The organism is Streptomyces sp. UG1, from assembly GCF_049974585.1.
GTDB lineage: Bacteria > Actinomycetota > Actinomycetes > Streptomycetales > Streptomycetaceae > Streptomyces.
In genome coordinates this window covers 132,300-148,155 of sequence record NZ_JBNGGG010000016.1, presented here as the reverse complement: position 1 = coordinate 148,155, position 15,856 = coordinate 132,300, and the positions used below count along the sequence as shown (strand labels likewise).

Sequence of the window (15,856 nt, the reverse complement as noted above, 5' to 3'; positions counted from 1 at the left end):
CGATGAGTGACAAGGCCCGGAAGCTGTTCGAGGCGCTCGACCTCGACTCGAACGGGACCCTGACCCGCGCAGAGGTGATCATCGCCCTGCGCACGAAGGGCCCGTCGCTGGCCGCATCGGGGGATCTGCCGTTCTGGGGCCTGGGGGACGAGGACGCCTCCTCCGCGCTGTTCGACGCCGCCGACCAGAACGGGGACGACGTGGTGACTCTGGAGGAGTTCGCGGCGGTGGTGGACCGCCGGTTCGGCTGGAGCTGAGGGGCGCGGTCACTCGCCCGGCTTGCGACGCCTGCGCTCGCTGTCGGCCGTTGCGTCGACCTGTTCGGCCACCCAGGCCAGGAAGGCCCGTACCTCGGTGGCGGGCAGGTCCGCCGCGGCGGTGCGGGGGCGTTCGTAGCTGTGCGCCGCCGCCGTCAGCAGCGGCCGGAAGCGTGCCTCGGCGGCGGCGACGGCCCGCGCCGCCCGGCGCTTGGCCTGCCAGCGGCCCGTGCGGCAGTACTGCACCGAGCGGCAGCCGTTGAGGACCCGGTTGTCGGCCAGGTGTCCCTCGCCGGTGCTGTGCTCACGGACGGAGGCGCGGAGCGCGGTGAGCACATCGGCGCGGGCGGGTTCGGCGATCACCGCCCGCGCGGGCCTGCCGTGCAGCGCTCGCCCGGCCTGGTGGGCGACGGAACGGTCGATGACGTACCAGAACGCCGGGGACCGCGCCGGGTCGAGGCTGACCTTGCCGGGCAGCAGCGGGCCGGTGTTGAGGTCCAGCAGATACCCGGCCTCGCCGGACGCCCGCGCCGCGAAGCCCTCGTCGTAGACCACCAGCTCCAGTCCGGCGGCGGGGCAGGGCAGAGCGGGGTGCGTGAGCGCGGCGGCCAGCTCGGTCAGCGTTCCCCGGGGCAGGGGCAGGTCCACGACCACCGTCACGTCGGTGTCACTGCGCCCGTGCCGGTAGTCGCCGAGCGCGACCGAGCCGACCGCGATGACGCTCACCAGGTGGGATCCGCACACGGAGTGCGTACGGCGGACGACCTCTTGGAGATACGGGCGGAGTTCGGCGGGGACGGAGCGCGGGTCCGCGAGAGTCCGGGTCATACGGTCAGTGTCGTGGAGGCCGGAGGTCGACGGTTGCCTGGGAGCATCCGGGCCGGGTGAAGCGCCCCGGCCGGCGGAGCAACCGGTATCTCGCCGATATCAGCGGGCGGCGCGTCGCGAGGGACGAGCATCCCCCGGCCGTTTCGCGCCCCGTGCGATGCGCAGGTGCAGACCGGGCCGGGCGCCTTACCGTCGCACCACGGACGGCGCCCCGCGCAGAAGTCCCCCCTGCGCGGGGCCCAACCGGCACCAGCGGCCCTGCTCAGGCGAGTTCCACCAACAGGTCGCCGCCCTCGACCTGCTGGATGGGGTTGATGGCCAGTCTGGCCACCCGGCCGGCCTTCGCGGCGGTGATCGAGGCCTCCATCTTCATCGCCTCGATGGTGGCCACCGTGGCCCCGGCCGGCACCTCGTCCCCCTCGGCGACGGTGAGGGTCACCACGCCGGCGAACGGCGCCGCGACGTGACCGGGGTTGGCCCGGTCGGCCTTCTCCGTCACCGGCACGTCCGAGGCGGCCGCCCGGTCGCGGACCTGGATGGGCCGCAGCTGGCCGTTCAGGGTGGACATCACGGTGCGCAGGCCGCGCTCGTCCGCGTCGCCGACGGCCTGCAACTCGATCAGCAGCCGCACCCCGCGCTCCAGGTCGACGGCGTACTCCTGGCCCGGGCGCAGCCCGTAGAAGAAGTCCTTGCTGTCCAGCACGCTGGTGTCGCCGTAGGTGTCGCGGTGCGTCTCGAACTCGCGCGTCGGCGCCGGGAACAGCAGCCGGTTGAGCGTCGCCCGGCGGTCCTTGGCCAGCCCTTCGCGGTCGTCGGCGCCCAGCTCCCGCACCGGCTTGGCCTCGGCGCGGCCCTGCAGCGCCTTGCTGCGGAACGGCTCGGGCCAGCCGCCGGGCGGGGTGCCCAGCTCGCCGCGCAGGAAGCCGATGACGGAGTCGGGGATGTCGAAGCGGTCCGGGGTCGACTCGAAGTCCTCGGGGGACACTCCGGCGCCCACCAGGTGCAGCGCCAGGTCGCCGACCACCTTGGACGAGGGCGTGACCTTCACCAGGCGGCCGAGCATCCGGTCGGCGGCGGCGTACATCGCCTCGATCTCCTCGAAGCGGTCGCCGAGGCCCAGCGCGACCGCCTGGGTGCGCAGGTTGGAGAGCTGCCCGCCGGGGATCTCGTGGTGGTAGACGCGGCCGGTCGGGGAGGCGAGTCCCGCCTCGAAGGGGGCGTAGACCTTGCGGACGCTCTCCCAGTACGGCTCCAGGTCGCCGACGGCCTGGAGGTCGAGGCCGGTGGGCCGCTCGGAGTGGTCGGTCGCGGCCACGATCGCGGACAACGACGGCTGCGAGGTCGTGCCGGCCATGGACGCCACCGCTCCGTCCACCGCGTCCGCGCCGGCCTGGATCGCGGCCAGGTAAGTGGCGAGCTGGCCGCCCGCGGTGTCGTGGGTGTGCACGTGGACCGGCAGCTCGAACTCCCGGCGCAGGGCCGACACCAGCCTCGCCGCGGCCGGTGCCCGCAGCAGGCCCGCCATGTCCTTGACGGCCAGCACATGGGCGCCCGCGTCCACGATCCGCTCGGCCAGGCGCAGGTAGTAGTCCAGGGTGTACAGGCGCTCCGACGGGTCGGACAGGTCGGAGGTGTAGCACAGGGCGACCTCCGCGACAGCCGTCCCGGTCTCCCGTACGGCCTCGATGGCGGGCCGCATCTGGTCGACGTCGTTGAGGGCGTCGAAGATGCGGAAGATGTCGATGCCGGTGGCGGCGGCCTCCTGCACGAAGGCGTCGGTCACCTCGGTGGGGTACGGCGTGTAGCCGACGGTGTTGCGGCCGCGCAGGAGCATCTGGAGGCAGATGTTCGGCGCGGCTTCCCGCAGGGCGGCCAGGCGCTCCCACGGGTCCTCGGCGAGGAAGCGCAGGGCGACGTCGTAGGTGGCGCCGCCCCAGCACTCCAGGGACAGCAGCTGGGGCAGGGTGCGGGCCACGACCGGGGCGACGGCGAGCATGTCCTTGGTGCGCACGCGGGTGGCGAGCAGCGACTGGTGGGCGTCGCGGAAGGTGGTGTCGGTGACGCCGATGGTCGGCGAGGCGCGCAGCCAGCTCGCGAAGCCCTCGGGTCCGAGTTCGGCGAGCTTCTGCCGGGACCCGGCCGCCGGCTCACCGGCCGGCAGGGCGGGCAGCTTGGTCAACGGGTCGAGCAGGTCGGGCCGTTCGCCGTGCGGCTTGTTCACGGTGACGTCGGCCAGGTAGGTGAGCAGCTTGGTGCCGCGGTCGGCGGAGTGGCGGGCGGTGAGCAGGTGCGGGCGTCGCTCGATGAACGACGTGGTGACCCGGCCGGCCTGGAAGTCGGGGTCGTCGAGGACCGCTTGCAGGAAGGGGATGTTGGTGGCCACGCCGCGGATGCGGAACTCGGCGACGGCACGCCGGGCGCGGCCCACGGCGGCGCCGAAGTCCCGGCCCCGGCAGGTGAGCTTCACCAGCATCGAGTCGAAGTGCGCGCTGATCTCCGTACCGGCGTGGGTCGTTCCGCCGTCGAGGCGGATGCCGGAGCCGCCCGGCGAGCGGTAGGCGCTGATGCGGCCGGTGTCCGGGCGGAAGCCGTTGGCGGGGTCCTCGGTGGTGATACGGCACTGGAGCGCGGCGCCGCGCAGGGTGATCGTCTCCTGCGCCAGCCCCAGGTCGGCCAGGCTCTCGCCACCGGCGATGCGGAGCTGTGCCTGCACCAGGTCGACGTCGGTGACCTCTTCGGTCACCGTGTGCTCGACCTGGATGCGCGGGTTCATCTCGATGAAGACGTGGTGGCCCTCGCGGTCCAGCAGGAACTCCACCGTGCCGGCGTTGCGGTAGCCGATCTGCCGGGCGAAGCGCACCGCGTCGGCGCAGATCCGCTCGCGCAGCTCCGGGTCGAGGTTCGGCGCGGGCGCCAGCTCGATCACCTTCTGGTGGCGGCGCTGCACCGAGCAGTCCCGCTCGAAGAGGTGGATGACGTCGCCCTGTCCGTCGGCGAGGATCTGCACCTCGATGTGGCGGGGCTCGACGACGGCCTTCTCCAGGAAGACCGTGGGGTCGCCGAACGCCGAGGCCGCCTCGCGGGACGCCGCCTCGATGGACTCGCGCAGGTGGGCGGGGTCCTCGACCCGGCGCATGCCGCGCCCGCCGCCGCCCGCGACGGCCTTGACGAACACGGGGAAGCCGATGTCCTCGGCGGCGCTGACGAGTGCGTCCACGTTGGTGGACGGCGCCGAGGAGCCCAGGACGGGTACGCCGGCCGCGCGTGCGGCGGCCACCGCACGGGCCTTGTTCCCGGTCAGCTCCAGGATCTCCGCGCTCGGCCCGACGAACGTGATGCCCGCCTCCTCGCAGGCGCGGGCGAGGTCGGGGTTCTCGGAGAGGAATCCATAACCCGGGTAGACGGCGTCGGCTCCGGCACGGCGCGCGGCACGGACTATCTCCTCCACGGAGAGATAGGCCCGCACCGGATGTCCCGGCCGGCCGATCTCGTAGGCCTCGTCGGCCTTCAGCCGGTGCAGGGAGTTGCGGTCCTCGTGCGGGAAGACGGCGACGGTGCGCGCGCCCAGCTCGTAGCCTGCGCGGAAAGCGCGAATCGCGATCTCACCGCGGTTGGCGACCAGCACCTTGCGGAACATTCTTGATCCCTTCAGCCTGCCGGGTGACGGACACCCATGGTGTCGGCGGTGCCCTTTTCACGCCATGTGAGCCGGGCCACTTGCGGCCTACGCTGTCCTTGAGCTTCCTGTGGTCAAGGGTGGTGTGAGCGAGGTGCCCTGATGACCAGTGCGAGTCACCGCGATGCACGTGCCCACGACACGATCGGCGAAACGCCTGGTCGGCGCTCGCCCACGGTGGGTCGTGCGGGGGTGTTCCAGGATCTGCTCCCGCTCGCGCTCTGGGTGGTCGACGCCGACGGGCTCCTGGTGCAGTGGTCGCTCGCCGCGCAGGACCTGCTCGGTCACACCGCGGAGCAGATGGTGGGCCAGGACGTCAGGCGCGTGCTCGTGCCCGAGGGCCACCTGGAGCTGGCGGACCGGCTGAGCCGGACGGTGCGGACGGGCGGAGCGGTGGTCGCGCGGCTGCCGGTCAGGCATCGCGACGGGACCGTGGTCGACATGGAGCTGTGGCACTGTCCGATCGCGGATGTGCGGGGGCGCCCCGGTGTGCTGGCCATCGCGGCGGAGACCTCGGCGGTGGAGCGGATGCGCGATGCGCTGGCCGCGCTGGAGGGCCTGTTCACGCAGTCCCCGGTCGGCCTGGCCATGCTCGGGGCCGATCTGCGGTTCCTGCGGGTCAACGAGGCGCTGGCCCGGATGGACGGGGTACCGGTCGCGGAGCACATCGGCCGGCGTGTCACCGAGGTCGCCCCCGGCACCGACGCCCTGGAGTCGATGATGCGGCGCGTCCTGGACCGGGGGGAGGCGGTGGTGGACCACCGGCACACCGGCGCCGACGCGGCCGACCCGGAACAGCAGCGGACCTGGTCCTGCTCCTACGCCCCCTTGCTCGGCGCCGGCGGGCAGCGGGTGGGGGTGATCGCCTCGCTGATCGACGTCACGGAGGGGCAGCGGGCCCATCTGGAGGTCGAGCGGGCGCGACGGCGACTGGCCCTGCTGGCGGAGGCGGGGACCCAGATGGGTTCCACCCTGGATCTGACCCGGACGGCGCAGGAGGTGGTCCGGGTCCTGGTGCCCCGGCTCGCGGACTCCGCCGACGTGCAACTACTGGAGGAGGCGGTGGCTCCGGACGAGACCGCCGCGTCCGCGCACGGCGTGGTCCGCCGGGTCGCGGCCGCCTTCACGGATCCGGCCGCACCGGCCGACCACCTCGCGGTCGGCATGACCCAGCAGGTCCCGCCCGGCTCGGTGTACGAGCAGGTCATCGGCGCCGGGCGGCCCATGAACCTGTACCTGAGCGACATCGGCCCGCTGATCCCCACCCCCGGCGCCGACCCGCTGCGCGAGTACCTGCGGGCCCGGGTGGGATCCGCCCGCCTGGTTCCGCTGGTGGCCCGGGGCACGGTGCTCGGCGCGGTGGTGGTGACCCGCACCCGCGACCGGGAGCCGTTCGACGACCAGGACACGCTGCTGATCGACGAGCTGGTCGCGCGGGCGGCGCTGAACATCGACAACGCGCGCATGTACGGCCGGGAGCGCGACGCGGCGCTGACCCTTCAGCGCAGCCTGATGAACCCCGTCCTGCCCACCGTCAGCGGTCTGGAGCTCACCGGACGCTATCTGCCGGCCGGGGACCACGAGGTCGGCGGCGACTGGTTCGACGCCATCGCCCTGTCGGGCGGCCGGACCGCGCTGGTGATCGGGGACGTGATGGGGCACGGCATCCACGCGGCGGCCGTCATGGGGCAGCTTCGCACCGCCGTGCGCACCCTGGCGCGCCGGGACACCGCGCCCGACCAGGTGCTGCGCGCCCTGGACGCCGCCGTGGCGGACCTGGGCGACAACGAGATGGCCACCTGTCTGTACGCCGTCCACGACCCGGCCGCCGGGCACTGCATGATCGCGAGAGCGGGCCATCCGCCGCCCATGGTCGCCGACGGGCGGGGAACCATAGCCTTTCTGGACGGGCCGCCGGGCCCGCCCCTGGGGCTGGGCGGGCAGGACTGCGACGTCCAGCGCATGGTCCTGCCGCCCCACAGCCTCCTGGTGGCCTACACCGACGGCCTGATCGAGACCCGGGGCACGGACCTCGACCAGGGCATGCGCAAGCTGGCCCGGGCGCTGCGGCATCCCGGGCATCCCCTGGAGGAGATCTGCGACGAGCTGCTCGCGCACGTCATGCCGGAGGCGGCCGACGACGACGTGGCGGTGCTCCTCGCCCGTGCGCTGCCCCGATGAATCCCGAAGGCCCGTCCGTGGGCCGGGCGCGTCACCCGTCGGGACCGCCCCGTCCCCGGTGACCAGGCACGCGGTGCCCGCAGAGTCGATACTGGGAGTGAGCCGCTGCGCGGCCTGCCGTGCGGACCAGCCGGTCCGGCCGGGGCCGCGTGCAGCGGGCACCCGGGAACGGCGCGAGATGGGTGGGAGATGGACGGCACATCCCCGACGTCACTCAGCGAGAGCCCCAAGGACCCGTTCTCCGTCCACCGGTCCGCAGCGGTCGTTCTGGACGCCCGCGGACGGGTCGTCGCCTGGAGCGAACACGCCACGGCGCTGCTCGGGCACCGGGCCGACGAGGTGCTGGGCCGGCCGGCGCGCGAGGTCCTGGTCGACGGCGGTGACGAGGCCGCGATCGCCGAGGCGACCGCGATCTGTCTGCGGGAGGACGGCTGGTTCGGTCTGCTGCCGGTCCGGCACCGCGCCGGCCACCGCGTGTACGTGGGGTTCAGGGCCCGGCGGGTGCGACGGCCGGACTCGGCCGTCGAATGGCTCCTCGTCGGCTCGCTCGCCGAGGACATCGCCCAGTGGGAGATCGACCGCGCCGTGCTGGACGGCTTCTTCCTCCGGTCCCCGGTGGGTGTCGCGGTTCTCGGTCCGGACCTGCGCATCCTGCGGGTGAACCGGGCGATCGCACGGTTCGGCGGGCTGCCGGCCGGGGCGTACCGCGGGCTTCGTACCGCCGACTTCCTGCTCGGCCCGGACACGGAACTGGTCGAGGAGAGGCTGCGTGGGGTTCTGGAGACGGGTCAGCCCGTGATCTTCGCCGAGCAGCCCTGCCGGTTGCTGCGGGAGCCCCGCAAGGAGCTGATCGTCTCGGTGTCCGCCTTCCGGATGCAGGACCCCTCCGGCAGGGTGCTGGGCGTCACCGAGATCGTCGAGGACGTCACCGACCGCCACCGGGCCCGTCGGCGGCTCGCGCTGCTCAACGAGGCCGGCGCCAGGATCGGCACGACGCTGGATGTGACCACGACGGCGCGTGAGCTGGCCGAGGCGGCGGTTCCCGCACTCGCCGACGCCGTCTCGGTGGATCTGCTGGAGCCCGTGCCGCGTGGGGAGGAGCCGGCCCCGGACTCCAGGGGCCCGCTGCGCAGGATGGCGGTCCGCGGCATCCGGCCCGAGTCGATGCGGGTGATGCGTCCCGAGGGTGAGCTGTTCTCCTTCCCCGAGCGGACCGCGCCGGCCCGCTGCCTCGTCGAGCGGCGGCCGATCCTGCTGCCCGCCCTGGAGGACAGCCAGGCGTGGTCCGCCGCCGAGCCGCAACGGGCCGCGAACGCGCTCGCGATGGGCGTGCACTCCATGATGGCGGTGCCGCTGACCGCGCGCGGTGTGGTCCTCGGCGTGGTCTGTCTGTGGCGCTCGAAGAAGCCGGAGCCGTTCGAGGAGGACGACCTCACCCTGGCGGCGGAGTTCGCCGCGCGGGCCGCGGTCTGCATCGACAACGCCCGCCGCTACACCCAGCAGCACCAGGCCGCCGAGGCCCTGCAGCGCAGCCTGCTGCCGGGTGAGGTGCCCGAGCACCCGGCGGTCGAGACGGCCCACCGCTATCTGCCCGCGCGGGCCTCCACCGGGGTCGGCGGCGACTGGTTCGACGTCATCCCGCTGTCGGGGCTGCGCGTCGCGCTGGTCGTCGGCGACGTGGTCGGGCACGGCATGCACGCCTCGGCGACCATGGGCCGGCTGCGCGCCGCCGTGCGCACCCTGGCCCACCTCGACCTGGCCCCGGACGAGGTCCTCGCCCGGCTCGACGACCTGGTGGACCAGTTGTCGACCGAACAGCGGCAGGCCGACGGGAACACCCCGCAGATCGTGGGCGCGACCTGCCTGTACGCGATCTACGATCCGGTCTCCCGGCACTGCGCCATGGCACGCGCAGGGCACCCGCCGCCGACCCTGCTGGGTCCGGACGGCCGGATGCGCCCGATCGACGTCCCGGCCGGACCACCGCTCGGCATCGGCGGACTGCCGTTCGAGACGGCCGAGCTGGAACTGGCCGAAGGCAGCCTGATCGCCCTCTGCAGCGACGGTCTCCTCCTGGCCGACGACCGCGACATCGACGAGGGTCTGGCACTCCTGCGCACCGCGCTGGCCGGTCCGGCCCGGTCGCTGGAGCACACCTGCAAGGCGGTGGAGGACGCGATGCTGGCGGCCCGCCCCGCCGACGACGTCACGCTGCTGCTGGGCCGGACCCGGGTGCTGGCGCCGCAGGACGTGGTCACCTGGGAGCTGCCGGCCGAGCCCACCGCGGCCGGCCGGGCCCGGACGCTGGTACGGGACCTGCTGACCGAGTGGGGCCTTCAGGAGCTGGCCTTCACCACCGAGCTGATCGTGAGCGAACTGGTCACGAACGCCTACCGGTACGCCGGCGGCCCGGTCCTGCTGCGCCTCATCAGGGACGGCCATCTCATCTGCGAGGTCTCCGACTCCAGCAGCACCTCCCCCCACCTGCGCCAGGCCCGCAGCACCGACGAGGGCGGCCGCGGCCTGTTCCTGGTGGCGCAGCTCGCCGAGCGCTGGGGCACGCGCTACGGCCGCAACAGAAAGACGATCTGGGCCGAGCAGCCCCTGTCGGCGGATCCGGAGAGCCCCAACGCGTGAGTGCTCAGGCGCCGTTCGGACGCGTACGGTGGTGGAGACGGCCCGCGAGACGGTGGTACGCGGCACCGAGCACCGCCGCCTGCACCAGGGCACCGACGACGACGCCGGCCCACGGCAGCACGCCGGGCAGCATCAGGAACAGCCATGAGGTCGGCCCGGTGACCAGGAAGGCCCATACCCCGGCGAGGCTGGCGTCCTGGTGCTCGACGAGCAGCGCGTCGAGACCGACCCACGCCAACACGCCGACCACGACGGCCAGATAACCCAACGCCGCCGGATTGACCAGGTTGCGGCGCGTCGCCGCCACGAAGGAATGCTGAGAACCGGTCATTTCCGAACCCCCTGAGATCGCTGTCGACTTCCCACGATCCCCCGAGCCGCCCGGGACGGCCTGAGTAGCCGTACTCAGGTACCCCATGCGCGACTACCCAACCTCGCCACTCACTGCTTGGCGCCGAAGTTCTGCGTCCACCAGGGCCCGCCCGAGCTGTTGTTGATGCCCACGCCGATGTCCTTGAACGAGCAGTTGAGGATGTTGGCGCGGTGGCCGGGGCTGTTCATCCAGGACTCCATCACCGCCTCCGGGGTCTGCTGGCCCCGGGCGATGTTCTCGCCGAAGGTGGACCAGCGGTAACCCGCGGCGGTGATGCGCTGCCCGGGATCGGCGCCGTCGGGGTTGGTGTGGTCGAAGAAGTCACGGGCGGCCATGTCGTCGGAGTGGCCCTGGGCGGCCTTGTTCAGCAGCGCGTCCTCCTCGAGCGGGCCGCAGCCTGCGGCCGACCGCTCCTTGTTCACCAGGGCGACCACCTGCGCCACGGTGTCCGTGGGGGCCGCCGACTGCTCCTGCGGCGTGCTGGACGCGCTGCGGATCGGCTCAGGGGTGGGACTGGGAGCCGGCGCGGCCTTCTTCGTGGGCTGCGCGGACTTGGAGGGGGTCGCCTTCTTCGACGGTGTCCTGGACGGCGTCCGGGAGGGGGAGGGCGAGGCGGAGGTCTCGATCGGGGTGGCCTCCGCGAGGTCCGGGACCGGGGCTGCCGCGGTGGGCGCGGCGGCCGTCGCCTCCTCGGTGCCCTTCCCGGGGGCGGTGTCGAGGTAGAACCACAGGCCGCCGCCCGTCACACAGGCCGCGACGACGGCACCTCCGACGGCCCTGCGCCGAACGCGTCGGCGCCGCCGGGCCTCGCCGCGCGAGACGACCCGGCCGCGACCGCCGCGATGTCCGGCTCCGCGGCCCGAGTTGGCGGACGCCGCGAGCTGGGCCTCCGAACCCGCCGGAGCCGTCGTATCGGCGGCCGAACCGGTCGGCGCCGTCGCGTCGGTGGCCGAACCCATCGGGGCCGTCATGTCCGGGGTCGAACCCATCGGGGCGGTCGCATCCGGGACCGAACCCATCGAGGCCGTCGCATCCGACGCCCAACCCACCGGAGCCGTCGCATCCGGCGGCCAACCCATCGAGGCCGTCGCATCCGGGGCCGTCATGTCCGGGGCCGAACCCACCGGGCCCGTCGCATCCGACGCCCAACCCACCGGAGCCGTCGCGTCGCCGGCCGAACCCACCGGGAACATCCCGCTGGACGCGGACAGCACCCTCTCCACCAGCGCCGGCGCCGCCGCGACCAGCGCCAGGCCCGCCAACAGCCCCTCGGCGGGCATCAACCCGCTCCACAGACCGTAGCAACGCACACAACCCCGGGCATGCCGGGCTATTCGCTTGCGCCACAGCGCCGAGGGGCGGCCGTCCCAGGACGCCAGCACACCCCGCAGTTCGTCGCACGGCGGCCGTGCGTCGAGCGCCCGCACCACCACGCGGGCCGCCTCCAACTGCGCCTTCATCCGCTGCACCCGCACCGCGGTGAGCTGCGGCGACAGTTCCAGAGCCGCGGCGACCTCGGCGCGGGTCAGCTCGCCCGCGCACTCCAGCCACCACAGCGACAGCAGTCCCCGGTCGTCGGGCTCCAGCCAGCGGGTGGCGAGGGCCGTCTCCTGGCGCTGGCCGGACAACTGGAGCCGCACCATGGTCAGATCCACGAAGTCGGCGCCGGGATCCGCGACGTCCTGGACCTCCTCCATGACGCCCGGGGCGGACTGCCGGTCGTGCCAGTGGGCACGGACCTGGTTCATCGCGATCGCCACCAGCCAGGAGCGGAAGCTCTCGGGAGTGCGCAGGCCGCCGAGCGCGCCGAGGGCGCGCAGCATGGTCTCCTGCACCACGTCGTCGACGTCGACCGAGCCGTTCAGAGCCCTCCCCACGATGTTGTAGACCAGCGGGAGGTACGCACTGACCAGGGTGTCCTGAGCCTTCGGATCGCCGCTTCGGGCGGCGGTCACCAGTGCCGCGAGTTCCCTCGTGCGCTCTGTACTCATCAGAAAACTTCCCTGTCCTCGACGCCGAACGATGCTGTCCGATACCTGGGAGATCGCTCGGTGGACCGCGGATAACAGTTCCTCGGGCTCTTCTTCGGACGCTTGTTCCCCGTGAGACTCACGACGTCCGAGCGAGCGCGCAATGGGGGACGTCACATCCCGCACACTTTGATGTTGTGCACTTTATTGACGACGGTCACAGGAGAGCCTACTTTCGCGGTGTCCTTCCCCCGCTCAAGGGAGAGCGCGATGTCCCCGTCCCCCGTCGCATCACCCTCGCCGTCCACGAACCCCGAGCGAGCCCGGCAACTGCGCAGAGTCGCTCTGTCCGGACTGCTCGGCACGGCCGTGGAGTTCTACGACTTCCTCGTCTACGGCACGGTCGCCGCGCTCGTCTTCGGCGAGCTGTTCTTCCCGGGCGCCGATCCCGCCGTCGGCACCATCGCCGCGTTCGGCACCTTCGCCGCCGGCTATGTCGCCCGCCCGCTCGGCGGCATCGTCTTCGGGCACTTCGGCGACCGGCTCGGCCGCAAGTCGATGCTGCTGCTCACCATGGGCCTGATGGGCGGCGCCAGCTTCCTCATCGGCCTGCTGCCGACGTACGACGCGATCGGCGTCTGGGCGCCGGTCCTGCTGATCACCCTGCGAGTGCTCCAGGGCATCGCCATCGGCGGCGAGTGGGGCGGGGCCACCCTGATGGTCGTCGAGCACGCCGGGGAGCGGCGCCGCGGCCTGTGGTCCAGCTTCACGCAGATGGGAGCCCCGCTCGGCTCCCTGATGTCCTCGCTCGTCGTCACCCTCGTGGTGGCCATGCCCCGGGACCAGTTCGCGGCCTGGGGCTGGCGCGTGCCGTTCCTGCTGAGCGTGGTGCTGCTCGGGGTCGGGCTCTTCGTCCGGCTGAAGGTGGTCGAGAGCCCGCTGTTCGCCGAGGTGAAGAAGGACCGCGCCGAGGCACGGCTGCCGATCGCCGACGTCCTGCGGCGGCCCCGGCCCCTGCTGCTGGCCTGCGGTGTCGGCATCGGAGCCTTCACCGCCCAGTCCCTGCTGACCAGTTACCTGATCGCCTACGCCACCGGCATCGGCTACGCCCGCCCCCAGGTGCTCACCGCACTCACGGTCTCCGCCACCGTCGCCCTCGCCGTCCTGCCCTGCGCGTCCGCGCTCTCCGACCGCGTCGGCCGCCGCCCGGTCGTCCTCACCGGAGCCGTCCTGTCGGCCGCCACCGCGTTCCCGGTCCTCTCGCTGGTCGACTCCAGGTCCCCCGCCGCGCTGATCCTCGCCGTCGTCCTCGGCCACGGCATCGCCCAGTCCATGATGTACGGCCCGCTGGGCGCCCTGTTCTCCGAGATGTTCGGCACCCGGGTGCGCTACACCGGCGCCTCCCTCGGCTACCAGGGCGCCACCCTCATCGGCGCCGGCTTCTCCCCCATGATCGCCGGGAGCCTGGTCGCGGGCAGCGGTAACGGCACCCCCGTCGCGCTGCTGATCTGCGGCGGCTCCCTCATCACCGCGCTCACGGTGTGGTTCGTCCGCGAGACCAGCCGTACGTCCCTGTCCGGCTCCGCGACCGAATCGTCCACCGCACCCCGCGAGGAGGAGATCACCGCATGACGACCGGCGCCGGCACCCGCACCGCCCTGGCCGCCACTGTCCTGCTCGCCCTCGGCGCCCTGCCCGCCCCGGCCGTCGCCGCCACCCCCGACACCGCCCACGTGGACGGCCAACTCCCCTCCGGCGCCACGTACATGATGGACGTACCGGCCGACTGGAACGGCACCGTCCTGCTGTTCAGCCACGGCTACACCCCCGGCCCGGCCAACCCCGCCCAGAACTCCCCGGACGACGCCACGAAGGCGCTCCTCCTCCAGCGCGGCTACGCCCTCATCGGCTCCTCCTACGCCAGTACCGGCTGGGCGGTGACGGACGCGGTGCCCGACCAGCTCGCCACGCTGAGCGCCTTCGCCGAGCGCTTCGGTGCGGCCACCCGCACCATCGCCTGGGGACAGTCGTACGGCGGGCTGGTCACCACCGCCATCGCCGAGCGCCACCCGGAGCGGATCGACGGTTCGCTCTCCCTGTGCGGACTGGTCCAGGGCGGGGTCGCCAACTGGAACAACACCCTCGACCCCGTCTTCGCCCTCAAGACCCTCGTCGCCCCCGACACCGACCTGCCGCTGGTGAACCTCCCCGACCAGCGGACCGCCACCGCCGCGGCCGACGCCCTGACGGCCGCGGTCGACTCGGCGCAGTCGACACCGGCCGGCCGGGCCCGTATCGCCCTGGCCGCCGCCCTGCACAACATCCCGGGCTGGAACCAGCCGACCCAGCCCCGTCCCGCCCCGACGGACTGGGACGCCCAGCAGGTGGGCCAGTACGAGGCCATCAAGGGCCTGGTGAAGTTCCCCGCCTTCAACTGGCGGCAGGAGGCGGAGAGCCGGGCGGGCGGCAACATGTCCTGGAACACCGGTGTCGACTACGCGAAGCTGCTCGGCAGGTCCTCCGTCCGCAAGGAGGTCACCGAGCTGTACAAGAAGGCCGGTCTGTCCCTCAAGGCCGACCTCAGCGCCCTCAACCGCGCCCCGCGCATCGGCGCCGACCCGGACGCCGTGGCGTGGATGAGCGGCACGAGTTCCTTCACGGGCAGGCTGGCCAAGCCGCAGCTCTCCGTCCACACCATCGGCGACGCCCTCGTCCCCGTCCAGACGGAGAGCGCCCTGAAGCGGGCCGTCACCGCCGCCGGATCGGCGTCCCGACTGCGGCAGGCCTACACCGACAACGCCGGCCACTGCACCTTCAGCCCCGCCGAACAGCTCGCCGCCGTGGACACCCTGGAGGACCGCCTCACGGCGGGCAGGTGGACCGGCACCGCCCCGGACTCCCTCAACCGCCGCGCCGCGAAGGCCGATCCGACGACGCCCGCCCGCTATGTGCCGTACCGCCCCGCTCCGTACCCGCGCCCGTACGACCTTGCCCACCCCGCCGACGGCCGCTGACGTGGTACGACCGCCCGCCCCGTCCCCAGCGGGCGGTCGTACCCTAGCCACCGTGGAGGACCACGACATCCTGGACGGCCAGGACATCTCGGAGGGGCCGCAGCCGCGCCCGCAGTCACTCATGCTCGCCTTCTTCGGCAACCATGTCCTGGACGAGGGCGAGGTGGGGGTGTACTCGGGCAGCATCATCGAGGTGCTCGGTCGCGTCGGGGTCGGTGAACAGGCCGTGCGCTCCACCCTCACCCGCATGGTCAACCGGGGGCTGCTGCGCCGCCGGCGCGAGGGCCGCAGGATGTTCTTCGGCCTGACCCCGCAGGCGACGCGCGTCCTCGAGGACGGCCGTGTCCGCATCTGGCAGCAGGGCGCGGTCAACGACGACTGGGACGGCTCCTGGACCCTGCTCGCCTTCTCCCTGCCCGACTCCTGGAAACGACAGCGCCACGACCTGCGCTCCCGGCTCACCTGGTCCGGATTCGGCGCGCTGTACAGCGGGCTGTGGATCGCGCCGGGGAAGGTCGACGCCGCCGGGATCGTCGCGGAGCTCGGCCTGGCCGCCCACGTCAAGATCTTCCACGCCCGGGCCGACGAGGTCACCGACATCGAGCTGATGATCCGGGACACCTGGGACCTGGAGAGCATCGCCGCCCGCTATGTCGTCTTCGACAAGCGCTGGACCGCGCATCTGAACGCCGGATCGGGGGACGACCCGATCGGCACCCGGCTGCGGCTGGTCAGCGAATGGCTCTGGACCATCCGGACGGACCCCCGGCTGCCGGCCCGACACCTTCCCCAGGAGTGGCCGGCCCGCCCCGCCCAGGAGACCTTCCGACAGGTCGCCGACCACACCGCCGGGCCCGCGCAGCGGATGGCCCGCGACCTGCTGGAGACCATCCCGCTGCGCTGACCGACGCTGTCACCGA

At 73.0% G+C, this 15,856-nt stretch carries 10 protein-coding genes; 6 read left to right on the top strand and 4 right to left on the bottom strand.

What is annotated here, in order from left to right; translation table 11 throughout:
* Nucleotides 1-2 precede the first annotated feature (2 nt).
* Entirely contained in the window at nt 3-257 is a 255-nt protein-coding gene (locus tag ACP4J3_RS19740; protein ID WP_426536122.1) for an EF-hand domain-containing protein, read from the top strand.
* A 9-nt stretch (nt 258-266) separates the two neighbouring features.
* Here the strand turns inward: ACP4J3_RS19740 and ACP4J3_RS19735 are convergent, their stop codons facing one another.
* Entirely contained in the window at nt 267-1,085 is an 819-nt protein-coding gene (locus tag ACP4J3_RS19735; protein WP_426536120.1) for an aminoglycoside adenylyltransferase domain-containing protein, read from the bottom strand.
* 262 nt (nt 1,086-1,347) lie between these two features.
* Nucleotides 1,348-4,722 carry a pyruvate carboxylase gene (locus ACP4J3_RS19730; protein WP_426536118.1) on the bottom strand — a complete coding sequence of 1,125 codons (3,375 nt, stop codon included), beginning with the start codon at nt 4,720-4,722 and terminating at the stop codon, nt 1,348-1,350.
* Nucleotides 4,723-4,863: 141 nt separating this feature from the next.
* Here ACP4J3_RS19730 and ACP4J3_RS19725 point away from each other — a divergent pair, with 141 nt between their 5' ends.
* Both ACP4J3_RS19725 and ACP4J3_RS19720 read left to right on the top strand, forming a co-directional pair.
* The gene (locus tag ACP4J3_RS19725) at nt 4,864-6,942 is read left to right on the top strand and encodes a SpoIIE family protein phosphatase (protein ID WP_426536116.1); all 2,079 of its coding nucleotides are present in this window, start codon (nt 4,864-4,866) and stop codon (nt 6,940-6,942) included.
* Between the two features lie 189 nt (nt 6,943-7,131).
* Complete coding sequence (locus tag ACP4J3_RS19720; RefSeq protein WP_426536114.1) at nt 7,132-9,579, top strand: SpoIIE family protein phosphatase; 2,448 nt, start codon at nt 7,132-7,134, stop codon at nt 9,577-9,579.
* 4 nt (nt 9,580-9,583) lie between these two features.
* Here the strand turns inward: ACP4J3_RS19720 and ACP4J3_RS19715 are convergent, their stop codons facing one another.
* Both ACP4J3_RS19715 and ACP4J3_RS19710 read right to left on the bottom strand, forming a co-directional pair.
* A complete protein-coding gene (locus ACP4J3_RS19715; protein WP_426536112.1) occupies nt 9,584-9,910 on the bottom strand; it encodes an SCO4225 family membrane protein in 327 nt (108 codons plus the stop codon).
* A gap of 110 nt (nt 9,911-10,020) precedes the next feature.
* On the bottom strand, nt 10,021-11,943 hold the full coding sequence (locus ACP4J3_RS19710; protein ID WP_426536110.1) for a sigma-70 family RNA polymerase sigma factor: 1,923 nt from the start codon (nt 11,941-11,943) through the stop codon (nt 10,021-10,023).
* A gap of 249 nt (nt 11,944-12,192) precedes the next feature.
* On the opposite strand from ACP4J3_RS19710, the gene ACP4J3_RS19705 reads away from it, so the two are divergent.
* The 3 genes from ACP4J3_RS19705 to ACP4J3_RS19695 are packed head-to-tail and all read left to right on the top strand — an operon-like array spanning nt 12,193 to nt 15,840.
* The gene (locus ACP4J3_RS19705) at nt 12,193-13,554 is read left to right on the top strand and encodes an MFS transporter (RefSeq protein ID WP_426536108.1); all 1,362 of its coding nucleotides are present in this window, start codon (nt 12,193-12,195) and stop codon (nt 13,552-13,554) included.
* Complete coding sequence (locus ACP4J3_RS19700; protein ID WP_426536106.1) at nt 13,551-14,936, top strand: alpha/beta hydrolase family protein; 1,386 nt, start codon at nt 13,551-13,553, stop codon at nt 14,934-14,936. The genes ACP4J3_RS19705 and ACP4J3_RS19700 overlap by 4 nt, the downstream gene beginning before the upstream one ends.
* Nucleotides 14,937-14,988: 52 nt before the next feature.
* Entirely contained in the window at nt 14,989-15,840 is an 852-nt protein-coding gene (locus tag ACP4J3_RS19695) for a PaaX family transcriptional regulator (protein ID WP_426536104.1), read from the top strand.
* The last annotated feature ends 16 nt before the right edge of the window (nt 15,841-15,856 follow it).

What these genes read in the sequence shown, in the direction of transcription:
- ACP4J3_RS19740 (WP_426536122.1), top strand. Translation starts at nt 3, where the DNA reads ATGAGTGACAAGGCCCGGAAGCTGTTCGAGGCGCTCGACCTCGACTCG.
- ACP4J3_RS19735 (WP_426536120.1), bottom strand. Translation starts at nt 1,085, where the DNA reads ATGACCCGGACTCTCGCGGACCCGCGCTCCGTCCCCGCCGAACTCCGC.
- ACP4J3_RS19730 (WP_426536118.1), bottom strand. Translation starts at nt 4,722, where the DNA reads ATGTTCCGCAAGGTGCTGGTCGCCAACCGCGGTGAGATCGCGATTCGC.
- ACP4J3_RS19725 (WP_426536116.1), top strand. Translation starts at nt 4,864, where the DNA reads ATGACCAGTGCGAGTCACCGCGATGCACGTGCCCACGACACGATCGGC.
- ACP4J3_RS19720 (WP_426536114.1), top strand. Translation starts at nt 7,132, where the DNA reads ATGGACGGCACATCCCCGACGTCACTCAGCGAGAGCCCCAAGGACCCG.
- ACP4J3_RS19715 (WP_426536112.1), bottom strand. Translation starts at nt 9,910, where the DNA reads ATGACCGGTTCTCAGCATTCCTTCGTGGCGGCGACGCGCCGCAACCTG.
- ACP4J3_RS19710 (WP_426536110.1), bottom strand. Translation starts at nt 11,943, where the DNA reads ATGAGTACAGAGCGCACGAGGGAACTCGCGGCACTGGTGACCGCCGCC.
- ACP4J3_RS19705 (WP_426536108.1), top strand. Translation starts at nt 12,193, where the DNA reads ATGTCCCCGTCCCCCGTCGCATCACCCTCGCCGTCCACGAACCCCGAG.
- ACP4J3_RS19700 (WP_426536106.1), top strand. Translation starts at nt 13,551, where the DNA reads ATGACGACCGGCGCCGGCACCCGCACCGCCCTGGCCGCCACTGTCCTG.